Source organism: Pseudomonas extremaustralis, assembly GCF_900102035.1.
GTDB classification, from domain to species: domain Bacteria; phylum Pseudomonadota; class Gammaproteobacteria; order Pseudomonadales; family Pseudomonadaceae; genus Aquipseudomonas; species Aquipseudomonas extremaustralis.
The window spans coordinates 93,281-111,998 of sequence record NZ_LT629689.1; the positions used below are offsets into that span (position 1 = coordinate 93,281).

General features: G+C 61.5%; 16 protein-coding genes. 8 read left to right on the plus strand and 8 right to left on the minus strand.

Features of this window, described 5'->3' with window-relative positions; all coding sequences use genetic code 11:
* Positions 1-8 precede the first annotated feature (8 nt).
* The 5 genes from cobA to BLR63_RS00480 all read right to left on the minus strand — a co-directional run bounded on the left by cobA (position 9) and on the right by BLR63_RS00480 (position 5,683).
* Entirely contained in the window at positions 9-752 is a 744-nt protein-coding gene (gene cobA / locus BLR63_RS00460) for a uroporphyrinogen-III C-methyltransferase (RefSeq protein WP_010563825.1), read from the minus strand.
* A gap of 25 nt (positions 753-777) precedes the next feature.
* Complete coding sequence (locus BLR63_RS00465; protein WP_010563826.1) at positions 778-2,448, minus strand: bifunctional protein-serine/threonine kinase/phosphatase; 1,671 nt, start codon at positions 2,446-2,448, stop codon at positions 778-780.
* A complete protein-coding gene (locus BLR63_RS00470) occupies positions 2,448-3,659 on the minus strand; it encodes a nitrate/nitrite transporter (RefSeq protein WP_010563827.1) in 1,212 nt (403 codons plus the stop codon). Before BLR63_RS00470 ends, BLR63_RS00465 begins: the two co-directional genes overlap by 1 nt.
* A gap of 209 nt (positions 3,660-3,868) precedes the next feature.
* A complete protein-coding gene (locus BLR63_RS00475) occupies positions 3,869-4,444 on the minus strand; it encodes an ANTAR domain-containing response regulator (RefSeq protein ID WP_010563828.1) in 576 nt (191 codons plus the stop codon).
* A gap of 12 nt (positions 4,445-4,456) precedes the next feature.
* On the minus strand, positions 4,457-5,683 hold the full coding sequence (locus BLR63_RS00480; RefSeq protein ID WP_010563829.1) for a CmpA/NrtA family ABC transporter substrate-binding protein: 1,227 nt from the start codon (positions 5,681-5,683) through the stop codon (positions 4,457-4,459).
* 260 nt (positions 5,684-5,943) lie between these two features.
* Between BLR63_RS00480 and sctC the strand changes: the two genes are divergently transcribed.
* From sctC to BLR63_RS00505, 5 genes are all read left to right on the plus strand, one after another.
* Complete coding sequence (sctC, locus tag BLR63_RS00485; protein WP_010563830.1) at positions 5,944-7,365, plus strand: type III secretion system outer membrane ring subunit SctC; 1,422 nt, start codon at positions 5,944-5,946, stop codon at positions 7,363-7,365.
* Between the two features lie 15 nt (positions 7,366-7,380).
* A complete protein-coding gene (locus tag BLR63_RS00490; protein WP_010563831.1) occupies positions 7,381-7,605 on the plus strand; it encodes a FliM/FliN family flagellar motor switch protein in 225 nt (74 codons plus the stop codon).
* A gap of 155 nt (positions 7,606-7,760) precedes the next feature.
* Positions 7,761-8,138: a winged helix-turn-helix domain-containing protein gene (locus BLR63_RS00495; protein ID WP_010563832.1), complete on the plus strand. Its 378-nt coding sequence runs from the start codon at positions 7,761-7,763 to the stop codon at positions 8,136-8,138.
* Positions 8,131-8,592, plus strand: coding sequence for a transglycosylase SLT domain-containing protein (locus tag BLR63_RS00500; RefSeq protein WP_042946557.1), 462 nt, complete (start codon positions 8,131-8,133; stop codon positions 8,590-8,592). The genes BLR63_RS00495 and BLR63_RS00500 overlap by 8 nt, the downstream gene beginning before the upstream one ends.
* Positions 8,593-8,677: 85 nt before the next feature.
* A complete protein-coding gene (locus tag BLR63_RS00505) occupies positions 8,678-9,706 on the plus strand; it encodes a quinone-dependent dihydroorotate dehydrogenase (RefSeq protein WP_010563834.1) in 1,029 nt (342 codons plus the stop codon).
* A gap of 124 nt (positions 9,707-9,830) precedes the next feature.
* On the opposite strand, the gene rmf is transcribed toward BLR63_RS00505, so the two are convergent.
* Positions 9,831-10,046 (minus strand): ribosome modulation factor, encoded by a 216-nt coding sequence (rmf, locus tag BLR63_RS00510; protein WP_002553055.1) that lies wholly within the window; start codon positions 10,044-10,046, stop codon positions 9,831-9,833.
* Positions 10,047-10,577: 531 nt separating this feature from the next.
* Here rmf and rlmKL point away from each other — a divergent pair.
* Together rlmKL and BLR63_RS00525 are read left to right on the plus strand one after the other, a co-directional pair.
* Entirely contained in the window at positions 10,578-12,842 is a 2,265-nt protein-coding gene (rlmKL, locus tag BLR63_RS00520; protein WP_010563835.1) for a bifunctional 23S rRNA (guanine(2069)-N(7))-methyltransferase RlmK/23S rRNA (guanine(2445)-N(2))-methyltransferase RlmL, read from the plus strand.
* Positions 12,843-12,973: 131 nt separating this feature from the next.
* A complete protein-coding gene (locus BLR63_RS00525) occupies positions 12,974-15,403 on the plus strand; it encodes a sensor domain-containing diguanylate cyclase (protein WP_010563836.1) in 2,430 nt (809 codons plus the stop codon).
* A 7-nt stretch (positions 15,404-15,410) separates the two neighbouring features.
* Here BLR63_RS00525 and dacB read toward each other — a convergent pair whose 3' ends face one another.
* Complete coding sequence (gene dacB, locus BLR63_RS00530; RefSeq protein WP_010563837.1) at positions 15,411-16,871, minus strand: D-alanyl-D-alanine carboxypeptidase/D-alanyl-D-alanine endopeptidase; 1,461 nt, start codon at positions 16,869-16,871, stop codon at positions 15,411-15,413.
* A gap of 237 nt (positions 16,872-17,108) precedes the next feature.
* On the opposite strand from dacB, the gene BLR63_RS00535 reads away from it, so the two are divergent.
* A complete protein-coding gene (locus BLR63_RS00535) occupies positions 17,109-17,453 on the plus strand; it encodes a YggL family protein (protein ID WP_010563838.1) in 345 nt (114 codons plus the stop codon).
* A gap of 55 nt (positions 17,454-17,508) precedes the next feature.
* Here BLR63_RS00535 and BLR63_RS00540 read toward each other — a convergent pair whose 3' ends face one another.
* Positions 17,509-18,699, minus strand: a complete 1,191-nt coding sequence (locus BLR63_RS00540) for a benzoate/H(+) symporter BenE family transporter (protein ID WP_010563839.1) — start codon at positions 18,697-18,699, stop codon at positions 17,509-17,511.
* Positions 18,700-18,718: the final 19 nt, after the last annotated feature.

Sequence of the window (18,718 nt, forward strand, 5' to 3'; positions counted from 1 at the left end):
AATATGGCTCAGGCGCTGGCCGCCGATTCGATGAACGCCACCTGCCCAGCGGCGGCGACACGGCCGATCACCAGGATCGACGGGCTCTTCAAGGCAAATGCCTGCGCATCCTCATACATGCGCCACAGCTCGCTGCGGCATTCGCGCTGCAGGGGCAGCGATGCATTCTCGATCATCGCCACAGGCATATCCGCAGCCATTCCCGCCTCCAGCAGTTGCTGGGCAATCTCTTCCAGTTTCGCGACGCCCATATACACCACCAGCGTCGTACGGCCTTCGGCCAGCGCACGCCAATTAAGGCTGCTGTCATCCTGGGTATGGGCCGTGACCAGGGTCACGCCACGGCTGACACCACGTAAAGTCAGTGGAACCGCGCAGTTGGTCGCGCCCGCCAGCCCAGCGGTAATCCCGTTGACCAACTCAACCTCTACACCCCGCTCGCGCAGCCACGCGGCCTCTTCACCACCCCGACCGAAAATACACGGGTCGCCGCCTTTGAGGCGTACCACGCACTTGCCTTGGCGCGCATAACGCAACATCAGGCGGTGGATAAAGTCTTGCGGGGTTGAACGACAGCCACCGCGTTTACCCACGGTGATCACGCGCGCGTCGCCGCAGTGTTCCAGCACCGCCGGGTTGACCAGGTCATCGATCAGCACCACATCGGCTTCGTTCATTGCTCGTACCGCCTTGAGGGTCAACAACTCCGGGTCGCCGGGGCCTGCGCCCACCAGCCAGACTTTTGCGTTCATAGGTTTCCCTCGTATAGAGATGACGTCAGCTATGGAAGAGTGAATACAAGAGCAGCAGATTGAGCAGCAGCGAAAGCAACGCCAAGGTACGCCAGACCTTCAACGGTTCGCGCTCCAGCAATGGCCTGGGGCGGATACTCAGTTCCCGCCGGTCGGCCTGTTCCAGCACCAGTAACCATTCTTCGGCGGTTTCATAGCGTTGTGTCGGCTGTGCGGCCACGGCCCGTTCCAGGCTGAGGGGCAACCAATCCGGCAGGTCGGGGCGATAGCGGCTGGCGCTGACGGGTTGGGTGAATCTGGGCCGTTGGAAGGCTTCGATTTCACCGTAGGGATAGTGCCCGGTCAGCAGGTAATACAGAGTGACGCCTACGCTATACAAATCTTGTTGGGGCGTCGGACGCTCGCCATTGAAGGCTTCGGGGGCGATAAAACTCGGGGTGCCGGGCAACGCGTGAACGCGGTCTTCGGAGAGGCCCGGGCAGTACGCCAGGCCGAAATCCAGCACGCGCAATTCGCCGTCGTCCCCCAGCAGCAGGTTTTCCGGTTTGATATCGCGGTGCAGGATCTGCCGTCGATGCAACAGACCTACCGCTCGCAGCAAGCGCTCGGCCACGGACTGCCATTGCGCCAGGGCCAGGGGGCCTTGTTGCTCGAACAGCTCGGCGAGGGTCTGGCCGGAATATTCGCGCATCACGTAGTACAAATGCTGGCGCTCACTGGCGGCATGTACTTCAGGAAATGCGCGCCCAGCCACGCGGCGCAAGAACCACTCCTCGGACAACAAAGCCTGGCCGGCGTCGCTGTCATCGTCGTGGCTCGCCGGCAGGGTTTTCAGCAGCCAGGGTTGCTGTTGGGCATCGCGTACCCGGTACAGCAACGACTGTCGGCTTTGCGTCAGCATGGTTTCCACTTGCCAGCCCTCGAAGTGTTGCCCGGATTTCAAGGGCGGCGGCAGTGGCCATTGCTGCAATTGCACCAGTGCGTCGCCGAGGGTGGCCGCGCCAAGTGCGTCGACGCGTACCAGCAGCGCGCTGGCATTGTCCTGGCTGCCCGCCAGATGCGCGGCATTCACCAGGGTGTTGACCGCCAAATCCAGGTCTGATTGTTCCCGCAGGATGGCGCGAATGCTGTGATCGCCTAAAGTGGCCCACACGCCATCGCTGAGCAGCAGGAAGCACTCGCCTTCACGCAATTGGCCATCGAGAAAATCCAGCACCAAATGCTGATCCAGGCCAAGGGCACGCTTGAGCACATGCTGCATGCCCGGTTGTTCCCAGACGTGATCTTCGCTGATGCGCAGCAACTCGCCGTCCAGCCAGCGATACGCCCGGCAATCGCCGACGTGGGCCAGGGTGAAGCGTTGGCCGCGAAACACCAGGGCACTGAGGGTGGTCAGCAATGGCTGGCCACCGCCGTTGGCCTGCAGCCAGCGATTCTGCGCCAGCAGCAAGCGCTCCAGTGCCTGGGCCACGCCCCAGGTTTGCGGCGTGGCGTAGTAGTCCAGGGCCAGGGCCTGCAGGGTCGAGCGTGCGGCCAGGCCACCGTCGGCGCATTGGCTCACGCCGTCGGCCATGGCGCACAGGTAGCCTTTGCTCGCGGCCAGATCCGCCACCGGAGTGACCACGCGCAAGGCATCCTGGTTTTCTGCCCGTGGGCCGATCGCGCTGGCCTGGGCGACGCTCAGTCGCAGACTCATCAGACGCGTGCAGCGGTCACGGCGGCCGAACCCCAGGTGGTTCTCCAGCGACGTTTGACGCCGTGCAGGCCGAACCAGGCCAGCACGCCCAGGCTAGCGAACAACCACAGGGCCATCTGATAGCTGCCGGTGCTTTGTTTGATCGCACCCATGCCCGCCGCCAAGGCAAAGCCACCAATACCGCCCGCCATGCCGATCAGGCCGGTCATCACGCCGATTTCGCGACGGAAACGCTGGGGCACCAGTTGGAACACCGCGCCATTACCGGCCCCCAGGCCAAGCATGGTGCAGACGAAAAGAGCCAATGCCGCATAGGAACTGGGCAGGTTGAACCCCACCGCCGCAATGCAGATCGCCGCCACGCTGTACATGCCCAGCAGGGTACGGATCCCGCCGAAGCGGTCGGCCAGCGCGCCGCCCAGGGGACGCATCAGGCTGCCGCCGAACACGCAGGCTGCGGTGTAGTAACCGGCGGTCACCGGGCTCAGGCCGTACTGGTCGTTGAAGTAACCGGGCAGGGCGCTGGCCAGGCCAATAAAGCCGCCGAAGGTCACGCTGTAGAAAAACATGAACCACCAGCTGTCGCGGTCGCCCAGGGCCTTGAAGTAGTCGGCCATGGACTTGGCTTTCGGCCGCTCGGGGGCATTGCGGGCGAGCCAGGCGAAGATAATCAGGGTCAGTACCAGTGGAATCAACGCAAAGCCGAACACGTTACTCCAGCCAAACGCGGCGGCCAGCACGGGGGCCAGCAAGGCGGCGAACACAGTGCCCGAGTTGCCCGCGCCAGCAATGCCCATGGCCTTGCCCTGGTGCTCGGCCGGGTACCACTGGGACGCCAGGGGCAGCGCCACCGCAAAAGAGGCGCCGGCCATGCCAAGGAAGAGTCCGAGCAGCAATGCTTGCTCATAACTGTGGATGCCCAGTTTCCAGGCACCGAACAGTGCGGCGATGACGATCACCTGGCCGATCAGCCCGGCGGTCTTGGGCGACAACTTGTCGGCCAGCATGCCCATCAGGAAGCGCAGCACCGCGCCCGCCAGGATCGGCGTCGCGACCACCAGGCCGCGTTGCTGGGTGGTCAGGTGCAGGTCGGCAGCAATCTGCACCGCCAGTGGACCCAGGAGGTACCAGACCATGAAGCTCAGGTCGAAATACAGGAACGCGGCAAACAGGGTCGGGGTGTGCCCGGATTTCCAGAAGCTTGATTTCATCACGCACCTCAACGGTTGGGAGTCTTGTAAAAAGGCTTGGTGATGGAACAGCCGGCTAGGGCTGCCCCACCGGCCCCACGCAGGGGGCCAAAACGAAAAAACGCCGCCACCGGGTTCGCGAGGGCAAACCGGGTGTGCGACGTCTTTGTCGTGGAGGGGCAACCGCCGTTGGTTACCTGTAGTGATTCTTTAGCAAGAGCTGAGCCAAATCAGCCGAGCAGCTCACTCATGGCAATAATCTGCTCCGCCACCTGGATCAGTTTCTGCTGGCGGCTCATGGCTTGGCGGCGCATCAAGGTGTAGGCCTCTTCTTCGTTGCAGGCTTTCATTTTCATCAACATACCCTTGGCCAGCTCAATGCGCTTGCGTTCGGCCAACTGCTGATCACGGGCCTGGAGCTCTGCGCGCAAGGCCTGGTCGCTTTCGAAACGGGCCATGGCGACATCGAGGATCGGTTGTAACCGTTGGGCCTGGATGCCTTCGACAATGTAGGCACTGACGCCGGACTTGATCGCCTGGCGCATGACATTCGGGTCGTGCTCGTCGGTGAACATCACGATGGGTCGCGGCTGGTCGCGGCTGACCAGTACCACTTGCTCCATCACATCGCGACCGGGTGACTCGGTATCGATCAGGATCACATCCGGGCGCACCGTTTCGACGCGCGCGGGCAGGTCGATGATCAGGCCGGATTCATCGATCACCTCAAAACCGGCCTCGATCAATGCCGCCCTGAGGCGGCCGACCTTACGCGGGGTGTCGTTGATCAACAGGATTCGCAGCATAGGAGGCTCCTGTCAGCGCAAGGCTTGGCGGCTGGTGTGATCAGCCATGGCGTGCAGGCGGAAGCTGCGCGCGTAGCCGCCGGGATCCGAGCCGTCCCAGATTTTGCCGTCGATCAACTGGCTGCTGCGCATGTCCCGGTCGTTGCTGCTGATGCCCAGCGCATCGGCCGCCTGGCGATAGAGCGCCAGTTGTTGCACCTGGCGCGCAACGCCCAGGTAGTCGGGATCTTCACGCAGCAGGCCCCAGCGCCGAAATTGGGTCATGAACCACATGCCGTCGGAGAGGTAGGGCAGGTTCACGTCGCCACCGGCAAAAAAACGCAGGGCGTGGGGGTCCTGCCACTGGTTACCCAGGCCGTCGTCATAGATTCCCAGCAGACGCGGTTCGATACAGTCGAGCGGAGCATCGAGGTACTCGCGACCACTGAGCAATTGCGCGGTCGAGCGCCGGTTTTCGATGTTCTGCTCGATAAAGCGACTGGCCTCCAGCAGTGCCATCACCAATACGCGGGCGGTGTTGGGGTATTGGTCGACAAAGGCCTGCGTGCAGCCGAGCACTTTTTCCGGATGATTCGGCCAGATTGCCTGGGTGGTCGCCAGGGTAAAGCCTTGGTTTTGCTTTACGGCGCTGGCCGACCAGGGTTCGCCGACGCAAAAGCCGTCGATACGCCCGGCCTGCAGGTGCGCGACCATTTGCGGTGGCGGGACCACGACGCTTTCCACGTCCTGTAAAGGATGAATGCCTTGGCTCGCCAGCCAGTAATACAACCACATGGCGTGAGTGCCTGTGGGAAAGGTCTGGGCGAAGGTCAGTTTTGTTCGGCTTTGGTGCACGTGGCGATCCAGTGCTTCAGGAGTGACCACCCCTTGCTGTTGCAGGGCGTGGGACAGGTTGATGCTCTGGCCGTTCTGGTTCAGGCCCATCAGCACTGCCATATCGATGGGCGCCACGCCGCCAATACCCAGGTGCACGGCATAGATCAGTCCATACAGGCTGTGGGCGGCATCCAGTTCGCCGCTGACCAGTTTGTCCCGCAGGTTGGCCCATGAGGACTGACGCTTGAGGTTCAGGGTCAGGCCATAGGGTTGAGCGAAACCCTGGGTGGCGGCCACCACCAGCGAGGCGCAATCACTCAAGGCCATGAAGCCCAGGTCGAGGCTGCTCTTTTCCGGGGCATCACTGCCGTTGACCCACGCCAGCGGGTCGTTCATCGGGCTGTTGCCATCCGAATCGTTCATCAACACCTACCTTTTCTGTCAAAAAAAAGCGTCGTTCCCTCAGATGGCGATGCAAGCCATTGCAGGTAACGACGCCTTTGTCCGTAAGCGCGCTCCGCCGTTGGTGCGCACTTTGATGCAGAGTCCGTAGCAAGGCACATGCCACGGGGCGGCCGTCAACTTTTCATCAAGATTGAAACGAGGCTGCCTTTCAGTATGGCCGCTTCTCAATGCCAGGTCGTCCAGGAAGCCCCACGGTGTACGCTGAATTTCCCCTAACGATGCCCCGTCTCCGGCTCTGCCGCTGGCTGTTGTTTGCCGCGCTGATGCTGGGGAATGTGCATGCCCGGGGCGAATCCTACGAGGCACAGGACGAAAGCCTGCATACGGTATTTACCGCACTGTCGGTGCCGCTTGGGACGTCCATCGTTGTCAGCCGCGCGGTGGCCCGTAAACGCCTCAGCGCAGTGCTGGATTTCGATGCGCCGCAACAGACCCTGGAGGCGCTGGTGCTCCAGCAAGGGCTGATCGGGTACGGCGACGGGCAAGTGCTCTACCTCTATGACGCCAGCGAGGCCAAAAGCTCGGCGGTCGCCTTGCGGCATATTTCCGTCGACCGGCTGCGGGCCCTCATGCGCCGCTCGGGGCTCGATGAGTCGCGCTATCCCCTGCGCGAAAGCGGCGAGCGGACATTCTATGTGTCTGGCCCACCGAACTATGTCGACCGGGTGCTGCGCCTGGCCCAGCTGATGGATCGGCAAAGGGCGGACTTGCGCGTCGGTCAGCAGGCCTTTGGCGTGGTTCAGGTGCTCAACACGCACGTTGCGGATCGCCAGTACGACACACGGGATGGGCCGGTCACGGTACCGGGGATGGCATCAATCATCGAAACCCTGCTCGCCAGCGAGCATAAAAGCCTGTTGGCCGACAAGAGCCTGGGGGTGATCGCCTACCCCGATACCAACAGCCTGCTGATCAAGGGCAAGCCAGCGCAGGTGAGTTTCATCCAGAAACTGGTGACGGAGCTGGATTTGCCCAAGCGATCGATCGAGGTCTCATTGTGGTGGGTGGACGTGCACCGTGACGAACTGAAGAAGATCGGCCTGGACGCGGACAAGGAGGGCGAGGCCACGACCACCCGCATCATGGAACCGCTGGACGATCAACGACTGATGGCGCACATCACTGCACTGGAACGCCGGCGACGAGCGAGTGTGGTGACCTTGCCGGTGATTCTCACCCAGGAGAATGTGCCGGCCGTTTTCCAGGACAACCACACTTTCTACCTGCCCCCACTCGGTAACGAGCGGGGCGACTGGAGACCGGTGCGTCATGGCACTCAGGTCAGCGTGCTGCCGCGTTTTACCGAGTCCAACCAGATCGAACTGCGCCTGGATGTCGAAGATGGCCGTCAGATGAGTGGGGCGGGGGCGGGCAATACACCCTCGGCGGTCGGGCGGGTTGGGGTTGGTAGTGTTGTTCGTCTGCCGCAGGGCAAGCGTTTATGGCTGGGAGCGTTTGCACGAGATAGCGGGGAGTCAAGGCGTTCGGTGCAAGTGCGCCTGTTTGTCATTCAGGCGCGGGCCGTGGGGGGCGAGCCAAAGGTTTTAGCCGGTGGCGTCGGTCCTGCGCCCTTGAGTGCTACGCAATACGAGCGCGTGCAACGTGCATTTGTACGTCCAGATCGTGATATCTCACCGTGAATGAGGCGTTAACCCATGCATCTGGAAATTCTTCTACAGGAACAATTGGTCAGTCGCAGGCGCCTGGCGGCTTTTGCACCGGGAAAGGTGCTGCCGTTGGCGCCCGACGTTATCCACTGTGTGGAGGTGCGGGTCAACGGCCAGTTGCTTGCCCTGGGCGAACTGGTGCAGCTGGAGGATCGGTTGGGGGTTGAATTGCACGAAGTGTATTCGGAGTGGGCGCCTGGTGGGCTCAGATAGAGAAATATCCTACGAAGTGCTTTCGTAAGTCTCTGTATCTATGGGTTTTTTCCTGGCGCGAAGCGTGGGGCGCGTTTTTATAGTCGTGACATGGGCGCATGCGCCATTACTGGAAATAAGGACTTCAATGTCAGTAGTCGGATGCCGAGGTATGTATGGCTGTCGTGGGTAATGAGCTGACGACAGCGGCTCTGGTTTTTGCACGCTGGACCCTGCATGGCGATGGCCGTCTCACGGGCGAGGGCGCGGATGTTCAGTTGCCGCCCAAGGAGTGGCATGTGCTGCGGCTCTTGCTGGCTTCCGGCGGTGTGTTGATGAGCAAGGATCGCTTGCTGGAGCTGGCATGGCCCCAGGGGGAGGTCGCCGAGGAGTCGCTGACACGCTGCATCTACTCGTTGCGCAAATATCTGGGCGCGGACAAGGGCTTTATCAAGACGATCTATGGTCGAGGGTACCGTTTCACTTGCCCGGTGACGGTGGAAGAGCAAACGGAGCATGTGTGCTCGGCTTGCGGTCGGGTCAGCCATGGGTAAGTGCTGGCGCATGGGCTGGTTGTTGAGCGTACTGCTGGGTGGCAATCAGGCATTGGCCTATTGCTGGGAGGAAACTGCCCGCCGCTATGACATCGAGCCTGAATTGCTGCAAGCCATCGCCGATGTGGAGTCGGGTTTTCGTGCGGACGCGATCAATCATGGCAACCGCAATGGCACCCGGGATATCGGCTTGATGCAGATCAACAGCATCCACTTGCCCCGTCTGCTCAAACAAGGCATCACCGAGGAGCGCTTGTTGAACGAGCCGTGCCTGTCGGTGGAGGTGGGGGCTTCGATTCTCGCGGAATTTATCCAGCGTTTTGGCTACAACTGGACAGCGGTCGGTTCATACAACGTGGGGGCGGGCTCCGGGCCCCAGCGCGAGGCGCTGCGTCGGCGCTACGCGGAAAAAATCTGGACGCGTTACGAGGCCCTGGTCATGCAGCGCCACTGACGTTTGGACGGGCGCCTCGCGTGCACCCCGTCACCCCGGCTATAATCGCCGCCACCTTTCGCCGCCATCCGAGTCTAGCCCGCCCATGTATACCCTGGCCCGCCAGCTGTTATTCAAACTCTCCCCGGAAACCTCCCACGACCTGTCCCTGGACTTGATCGGTGCCGGCGGCCGCCTGGGGCTCAACGGCCTGGTATGCAAGGCACCGGCGAACATGCCGGTTTCGGTGATGGGGCTGGAGTTCCCCAACCCGGTCGGGCTGGCGGCAGGCCTGGACAAGAACGGCGCGGCCATCGATGGCTTTGCGCAACTGGGTTTCGGGTTTGTTGAAGTCGGCACCGTGACCCCGCGCCCACAACCGGGCAATCCCAAGCCCCGCATCTTCCGCCTGCCGGAAGCCGAGGCGATCATCAATCGCATGGGCTTCAACAACCTGGGCGTCGATCATTTGTTGTCACGGGTTCAGGCGGCGAAATACAAAGGGATTCTGGGCATTAACATCGGCAAGAACTTCGATACCCCGGTAGAGCGCGCCGTCGATGACTACCTGATCTGCCTGGACAAAGTCTACGCCCACGCCAGCTACGTCACCGTCAACGTCAGCTCGCCCAACACCCCGGGCCTGCGCAGCCTGCAGTTCGGCGACTCCCTCAAGCAATTGCTCGAAGCCTTGCGCCAGCGCCAGGAAGACCTGGCCGTGCGCCATGGCAAGCGCGTTCCGTTGGCGATCAAGATTGCACCGGACATGACTGATGAAGAAACCGTGCTGGTGGCCCAGGCCCTGATGGAGTCGGGCATGGACGCGGTGATCGCGACCAACACCACCCTCAGTCGTGTTGGCGTCGAAGGCCTGGCCCATGGTGATGAGGCCGGCGGCCTGTCGGGGGCACCGGTGCGAGAGAAGAGTACCCATGTCGTCAAGGTGCTGGCCGCCGAGCTGGCGGGGCGCTTGCCGATCATTGCGGTGGGCGGCATCACCGAAGGCAAGCATGCGGCCGAGAAGATCGCCGCCGGTGCGAGCCTGGTGCAGTTGTACTCCGGCTTTATCTATAAGGGGCCTGAGCTGATTCGCCAGTCGGTGGACGCGATCATGGCTTTGCCAGGCAAGGCCTGATTCGCCGCCAATAAAAAGGGCTCCTCAAAAGGAGCCCCTGGGCCGAAGCCCGCCGCCTGGATAGGGCGTGCGTGGTTAAGTCGTTACCTATATTCGTGCTGGTGTCGGAATTGAATGCCCTTGATTAGCCGACCGCGTGAAGTTCGTTGAGTCTGTGGATGCCCGCAGTGCCTGTCATACCGTCCCAGTTGTCGCCGCGTCCTTCTCGCCAGCCGTTGATCCAGGCTTGGCGTACCGACGGTAGAGTAAATGGGCAAAGCTCACGGGATTTGCCATGAACGCCGTATTGATATCCGCGTAAAAATGCTCTTTCCAACGGATCACGCTTAAGTCTTCTCATAGGGTGTTTCCCTCACTTGTTGACTGTCTTGATATCCTTCGGTCTCGTCTGAGGCCGGGCAGAGTTTTTCTGCCGTTGGTGGGCGCACTGCCGGCGTGGCGAGCCCAAGTGTCGGCGTCGTTACGGCGCCAACCTGTGTTGAGTTCTAACCAATAGGTCACATGGATTCAATGATCGTTTTGTCATAAGCACGTAACAATAACGATGCTATAGCCATAAGCTGGGATGGCTTTTCGCCCCTTTTATGGGGTAAAGCCAGCTATGATGTGCCTTACGAAGAGAATGGACTTGATCCTTGGGTGAGAAAGCCCGCCCGTTGCGGTCGGTTATTATTCGACGAAGGGTCTGAATATTTCTTTTTGTTGCGAAAATTATCTCTCTGCCCCGTCAATCAAGGCCTGAAGGCCCGCCAGACGGAGTGGGACGGCACATTCGTGCCACGCGAGCACTCTTCAAGAAAAGTGCTTGATTGAAAACCGAGCCGGCGATGCGTCGCCCGTTCATTTATTGCTGAAAAGCCTGGAATGCCCCATGTCGGACCGTTTTGAACTCTTCCTCACCTGCCCCAAAGGCCTTGAAGGCCTGCTGATCGAGGAAGCCGTCGGGCTTGGCCTTGAGGAAGCCCGCGAGCACACCTCGGCCGTGCGCGGCATGGCCGACATGGAAAGCGCCTATCGCCTGTGCCTCTGGTCGCGCCTGGCCAACCGTGTGTTGCTGGTACTCAAGCGCTTTCCGATGAAGGACGCCCAAGACCTCTACCACGGTGTGCTGGATATCGACTGGGCCGATCACATGGTCCCGGACGGCAGCCTGGCGGTGGAGTTCAGCGGCCACGGCTCGGGCATCGACAACACCCACTTCGGTGCGCTGAAGGTCAAGGATGCGATTGTCGACAAGTTGCGCACCCCGACCGGCGAGCGTCCATCCATCGACAAGATCAACCCGGACCTGCGTATTCACCTGCGCCTGGACCGTGGCGAAGCCATCCTGTCCCTCGACCTGTCCGGCCACAGCTTGCACCAGCGCGGTTACCGCCTGCAGCAGGGCGCCGCACCGTTGAAAGAAAACCTTGCGGCAGCGATCCTGATTCGTGCCGGCTGGCCGCGTATCGCTGCTGAAGGCGGCGCGCTGACCGACCCGATGTGCGGCGTGGGCACCTTCCTGGTGGAAGGCGCGATGATCGCCGCCGACATGGCACCGAACCTGAATCGCGAACTCTGGGGCTTCACCACCTGGCTCGGTCACGTCCCGGCGTTGTGGAAGAAACTTCACACCGAGGCCAGCGAACGCGCGGCCATCGGCATGAACAAGCCACCGTTGTGGATTCGCGGCTACGAAGCCGATCCGCGCCTGATCCAGCCCGCCCGCAACAACATCGAACGTGCCGGCCTCAGCCATTGGATCAAGGTGTACCAGGGCGAAGTCGGCACATTCGAGCCGCGCCCGGACCAGAACCAGAAAGGCCTGGTGATCTGCAACCCACCCTATGGCGAGCGCCTGGGTGACGAAGCCAGCCTGTTGTACCTCTACCAGAACCTTGGCGAGCGTCTGCGCCAGGCCTGCATGGGTTGGGAGGCAGCGGTGTTCACCGGCGCGCCGGACCTGGGCAAGCGCATGGGCATCCGCAGCCACAAGCAGTATTCGTTCTGGAACGGCGCCTTGCCGTGCAAATTGCTGCTGATCAAGGTCAACCCGGATCAGTTCGTCACCGGCGAGCGCCGCACCCCCGAACAGCGCCAGGCCGAGCGCGAGCAAGCCGCTTACGATCAGGCCCCGGCCGAACCGCAAGAACGCCAGTACAACAAGAACGGTAACCCGATCAAGCCGGCGCCGGCTCCCGTGGTCGAACAGGCGCGACTGAGCGAAGGCGGGCAGATGTTCGCCAATCGCTTGCAGAAGAACCTCAAGCAGCTGGGCAAGTGGGCCAAGCGTGAAGGCGTGGATTGCTACCGTGTGTATGACGCCGACATGCCGGAATACTCCATGGCCATCGACCTGTATCACGACTGGGTCCACGTCCAGGAATACGCCGCACCCAAATCCATCGATCCGGAAAAAGCCTCGGCACGCATGTTCGATGCGCTGGCAGCCATTCCCCAGGCGCTGAACATCGACAAGAGCCGCGTGGTGGTCAAGCGTCGCGAGCGTCAGAGCGGCACCAAGCAGTACGAGCGCCAGAGCGCCCAGGGCAAGTTCACCGAGGTCAGCGAAGGCGGCGTGAAGCTGCTGGTCAACCTTACCGACTACCTCGACACCGGCCTGTTCCTCGACCACCGGCCGATGCGCATGCGTATTCAGAAAGAGGCGGCCGGCAAGCGTTTCCTCAATCTGTATTGCTACACCGCCACCGCCAGTGTGCACGCAGCCAAGGGCGGCGCGCGCAGCACCACCAGTGTCGACCTGTCCAAGACCTACCTGGACTGGGCGCGCCGCAACTTCTCCCTCAATGGTTTCTCTGACAAGAACCGCCTGGAGCAAGGTGATGTGATGGCGTGGCTGGAAGCCAGTCGTGATGAGTTCGACCTGATCTTCATCGACCCGCCGACCTTCTCCAACTCCAAGCGCATGGAAGGTATCTTCGACGTGCAGCGCGACCACGTGCAGTTGCTCGACCTGGCCATGGCGCGCCTGGCACCGGGCGGCGTGCTGTACTTCTCGAACAACTTCCGCAAGTTCGTGCTCGAGGACAACCTCAGCGAACGCTATGCGGTCGAGGAGATCAGCGACAAGACCCTCGACCCGGATTTTGCGCGTAATGCCAAGATCCACCGCGCCTGGAAAATCACCGCGCGCTGATTGCCGCTTGCCTTGTAGGAGCGCGCTCGCTCCTACAACTTTTTTACGCTGGTCAAACCCTGGGCCGATAGTTATAAGTAAGGCCTAGCCAAAGTGACACCCCCCGCACGCTGGCGTTGTGAGTGTTGCCTATGCCGTTACAAGCCGTTCGCCCGAAAATCCTAGGTTTTATCAGTGAACAGGCGTCGGCTTGGCTGGTGGCATTAGTGGTGCTATTGGCAGGTTGCGCACTGACGACAATCGTCGCCTGGGCGGCTTCGGACCTCTATGAGCAGCAGGTGCGCCAGCGCTTTCAGTTGCTGGTCAACGAACGTTTTGCCCGACTGCAAGAGCGCTTCGAGGATCAGGAGCAGCGCCTGAACGGTCTGCGGCGCTTCTTCGTCAATTCTGACGATGTGTCCCGTGAAGAATTCGACGGTTTCGCCCAACCTTTGTTGTTGCGCGCTCGCGCCTACTCGTGGGCGCCTCGGGTATTTCGCGAGCAACGCGGGCGGTTTGAACAGGAGATGTCCCGTCAGATCGGCCGGCCCTATGTTATCCGTGAGTTGAATGCGGCCGGGGAATTGGTCCCTGCGGCTGAGCGTGATGAATACGTCCCCGTGCTTTACAGCCAGACCCAAAGCCTGCTGGGCGTGCCGCTGGGCTTTGATCTGCTGGCCCAGCCGCTGCGGCGCTCGACCCTCGAGCGCGCGCATAGGAGCGGCAAGCTGGCGGTGTCCCAGCCGATGCAACTGGTGGGGGTCGAGCCGGCCTACGCCACCGGAGTATTGCTGGTCGCGCCGGTAGCGCACCTGTCCAGCGCCGAGTCATCCTCGAATGAGCCCTACGGTTACGTGATGGCGGTGATCAGCATGCGCCAGCTGGTGGCCGATGGTTTGCCCAAGCCGGACCTGGATAATCTGGTGATGCAGATCGTCGACACCTCCGATCTGCAGCAGCGTGTGCTCTTCGAATCCAATAATGTCGTGGCCGACAGCGACCTCGTCAGCGTGCGCCGCCTGAGCCTGGGCGACCATGTGTACGCCCTGAGCCTGCATCCGAGCCAGGTGTTCGAACAGTCCAACCATTCCTCGCTGCCCACGATCCTGTCCATGGGCGGCTTGCTCAGCCTGCTGCTCAGCGCCTTGCTCTACGTGCTGGTGAGCCAGCGTCAACGCGCACTGAGACTGGTAGACCAGCGGACCGCGCAGTTACGCCTGCGCGAGCAGGAATTGCGCGATGCCCACGGCCAATTGCGCAGCGTGCTGAATGCCGCCACCCAGGTCGCGATCATTGCCACCGACCTGCGCGGTATCATCAATACCTTCAACGCTGGTGCCGAGCAGATGCTGGGGTTCAAGGCCGAGCAGGTGATTGGCCAGTTGACCCTGGCGACGCTGCACTCATCCTCGGAGCTGGAGGCACGTTCCGCCAGCCTGAGTGTGGCCCTGGGCAAGCGCATCCCGGCGAGTCAGGCGATGTTGGTGGAAAGTCCGGACAACCCGCACGAAGCCCGCGAATGGACCTTGATCCGCCAGGATGGCAGCCATCTGAGCGTGAACATGCTGGGCACGGTGTTGCTGGACGACCATGGTTTATGGATCGGCCACCTGGCCATCTACTTGGATATTACCGAGCAGAAACGGGTCTACGAGGCGCTGGCTGCTCGTGACCGCCTGCTCAAGAAGCTCAGCGCCCATGTGCCAGGCGGGATCTTCCAGTTCACCCTGGAGCCCAGGGACAATTGGCGTTTCATCTATGCCAGCGATGGCATGCGCGATATCTACGAAATCGAGGTCAGCGCGTTGCAGCAGGATGCGAACAAGGTTTTCGAGCGCATCCATCCGCAGGATGCGGAGCGTGTGCGCACGTCAATTCGCTTGTCGGCGTTGCAGTTGAGCCATTGGCGCGAAGAGTACCGCGTGCTGTTGCCGCAACGGGGCTTGCGCTGGATTCGCGGCGAGGCCACTCCCGAGGAGTTGCCGGGAGGCGGTACGCTGTGGCATGGCTACGTGTCCGATATTTCCGATCTCAAGCGGGTGGAAGAGGAATTGCGGGCGTTGTCCATTACCGACTCCCTGACCGGCATTCACAACCGTCGCTATTTCCAGGATCGCCTCAAGGCGGAGATGGTGAGGCTTAACCGCACGTCGGGGGCACTGTCGGTCATCATGCTGGATATCGATCACTTCAAGCGGATCAACGATCAGCACGGGCATGCGGTCGGTGACGGGGTGCTGCAGGAATTGTGCAAGCGCATCAGTCAGCGCCTGCGCCGCAGCGATGTGTTCTGTCGTCTTGGGGGCGAGGAGTTCATGGTGCTGTGCCCCAACACCGACGGCGAGCAGGCCTATGGCCTGGCGCTGGAATTGTGGCAATCACTGCGCAGTGCGCCGATGGCGTCGGTGGGTATCGTCACCGCCAGCTTTGGCGTGGCCAGTTGGCAGGCGGATGAAGGCATCGATGCGCTGTTGCTGCGCGCCGACTCGGCGGTGTACGTCGCCAAGCAGGCGGGCAGGGATCGGGTGGAGGTGGTGGCGAGGGCGCTCGATCCGGCGGGACCGCAAAGCGGTCCCCATTAGTGGATAGTTACAGAACCGGTGCCGCCGCTGCCAACTTCGGTTGGCGATACAGATCCAGCAGCACCTGATCCAGCACCGACGAAGCACCCCATGGCTTCGGATCGTTGAGGATCGCCACCACAGCCCAGGTGTTGCCATTGTTGTCGCGGCTGAACCCCGCGATGGCGCGCACGGTGTTCAAGGTGCCGGTCTTGACGTGGGCTTCCCCGCGCATGGCCGTGGTCTTCAGGCGTTTGCGCATGGTGCCGTCGGTACCGGCGATCGGCAGCGAACTGATGTATTCCGCCGCATATGGGCTTTTCCAGGCGGCTTGCAGCATGGCGGCCATTTCGCGGGCGCTGACCCGTTCGGCACGGGACAGGCCGGAACCGTTCTCCATGACCAGGTGCGGCGCGGTGATGCCTTTCTTCGCCAGCCACTGGCGCACTACGCGCTGGGCGGCCTTGGCATCGTCGCCATCGGCATCGTTGCGAAACTGTGCGCCCAGGCTCAGGAACAATTGCTGGGCCATGGTGTTGTTACTGTATTTGTTGATGTCGCGGATGATTTCCGCCAGGTCCGGCGAAAACGCGCGGGCCAGCACCTTGGCGTCCTTGGGCACTGGCGCCTGGATGTCCCGGCCCTGGATGGTGCCACCCAGCTCCTGCCAGATCGCGCGCACGGCGCCGGCGGTGTAGGTGGCGTGGTCCAGCAGCGACAGGTACGTCTGCGAACTGCAGCCGTCCGCCAACTGACCGCTGACGGTGACGGTCATGCTGCCGTCGGCGGCCGTTACCGGGTTGTAACGCACATCGCCGGTGCATTGCTTGGCATTGGAGACCTTGACCTGGTTGTCGATGCGGATATTGGCAATGGGCGGTTCGACCGATACGAGCACTCGGCCCGAATCGTTACGGGTCACAAAGCGCAAGGCCTTGAGGTTGACCATCAGCGCATCGGGCTTGACCAGGAACGGCTTGTTCTCGTCGTTGCCGTCATCATTGAATTCCGGCAACTGTGGCTGGTTGAAGAAGCTGCGGTCCAACACCAGGTCACCGGTGACTTGTTGCACGCCATTGGCGCGCAGGTCGCGCATCAGCAGCCAGAGCTTTTCCATGTTCAGCTTGGGGTCGCCGCCGCCCTTGAGGTACAGGTTGCCGTGCAACACGCCGCCGTTGAGGGTGCCGTCGGTATAGAACTCGGTTTTCCACTGATGGTTGGGACCGAGCATTTCCAGGGCCGCATAGGTCGTGATCAGTTTCATGGTGGAGGCCGGGTTCACCGACACATCGGCGTTGAATACCGTGGGGGTGCCTGGGCCATTGAGTGGAATCATCACCAGGGACAGCGCGGTGTTTTGCAGCTTGGCCTTGGCCAGCGCCTGCTGGACATTCGCCGGCAGGCTGTTGTTGATCGGCGCGGCGACGGTAGAGAAGGCCAGTGGCAGGAGAAGGCCTGCAAGTAATACTGAGCGCAAAGATGTGATCATAGGAAATAAAACCCTACTGCTGAGAAGGGTGAAAAAGACGAGGGGTAAATAAGAAAAATCCCTCAATGGTCATGAAAGTGTCGGCATTATGCCCCAAGGTGCAACCCGTTGTGGCTGAACGATAGCTGCTAATCCGCGTTTTTTTTACCGGCAAAGTGACGCCTGTCCCAGAGAGCGGGCAATTGCCGCCTTAAACTGCTAAAGTGCCGCCCGTTATTACTTATGAGGATTGTTCCAATGGCGACTAACCGTTCCCGGCGTCTGCGCAAAAAACTGTGCGTTGATGAATTTCAAGAGCTGGGTTTCGAACTGAACCTGGACTTCAAAGAAGGTTTGGACGATGAAGCGGTTGACGCGTTCCTCGAAGCATTCCTGACCGAAGCGATGGACGGCAACGGCCTGGACTACGTGGGCGGCGAAGACTTCGGTCTGGTGTGCAAAGCCACTCGTGGTTCGGTCACCGAAGAGCAGCGTGCAACCGTTGAAGCGTGGCTCAAGGCCCGCCCAGAGCTGACTCGCGTTGAAGTCAGCGCGTTGTTGGACGCTTGGCATCCAGAGACGCCGATCAACCCGGGCGCCTGATGTCATGAAACAGCGACCCGCCCGGGTCGCTGTTTCGTTATGGGGCGTTAAATCCTCAGGCTTTGCGCCCGTTCAGAATCAGCAGCGTCAACACCCCCGCCACAATCCCCCAGAACGCCGACCCGATGGAAAACAACGTCAAGCCTGACGCGGTGACCATAAAGGTGATCAGCGCCGCTTCCCGTTCCTTCGGCTCATTCATGGCGATGCTCAGGCCATTGATGATCGAGCCAAACAACGCCAACGCCGCAATCGACAGCACCAGTTCCTTGGGCAGTGCTGCGAACAATGCTGCCAAAGTGGCGCCGAACACGCCGGCAATCCCATAGAACACCCCGCACCACACCGCTGCGGTGTAGCGCTTGTTGCGGTCCTCATGGGCATGGGGGCCAGTGCAGATTGCTGCGCTGATCGCCGCCAGGTTGATGCCGTGGGAACCGAAGGGCGCCAGTACCAGAGAGGCAAGGCCCGTGGCGGTGATCAGCGGCGAGGCCGGTACGTTATAGCCGTCAGCCCGCAACACCGCGACGCCGGGCATGTTCTGCGAGGTCATCGCCACCACGAACAATGGGATGCCGATGCTGATGGTCGCCGCCAGCGAGAAATGCGGTGTGGTCCACACCGGTGTCGCGACTTCCAGGTGAAAGCCGCTGAAATCCAGCAGCCCCATCAGCCCCGACAGCAGGGTGCCGATCACCAGCGCGGCGAGTACCGCATACCGCGGCGACAGGCGCTTGACGATCAGGTAGGTGAAAAACATCCCCAGCACCAGGCCGGTACGGTGTTGCGCGGCGACGAAAATCTCGCTGCCGATCTTGAACAGAATGCCCGCCAGCAACGCCGCCGCCAGCGACGCCGGAATACGCTTGACCAGCTTTTCGAAGCTGCCGGTCAGCCCGCAGATCGTCACCAGTACCGCGCAGGTGATATAGGCGCCGATGGCCTCGCCATAACTCACGCCGCCCAGGCTGGTGATCAACAGCGCCGCACCCGGTGTCGACCAGGCAATGGTGATCGGCGTGCGATAGCGCAGCGACAGGCCGATGCTGCAGACCGCCATGCCGATGGAGATCGCCCAGATCCACGAAGAAATCTGCGCGGTGGTCAGGCCGGCGGCTTGCCCGGCCTGGAACATCAGCACCAGGGAACTGGTATAGCCGGTCATCATGGCGATAAAGCCGGCGACGACGGCCGACGCAGAAGTGTCGGCCAGCGGGCGCAGGGGCGCTTGGGTGGCGTCGGTCATGGCGAGGTGTTCCTTCTAC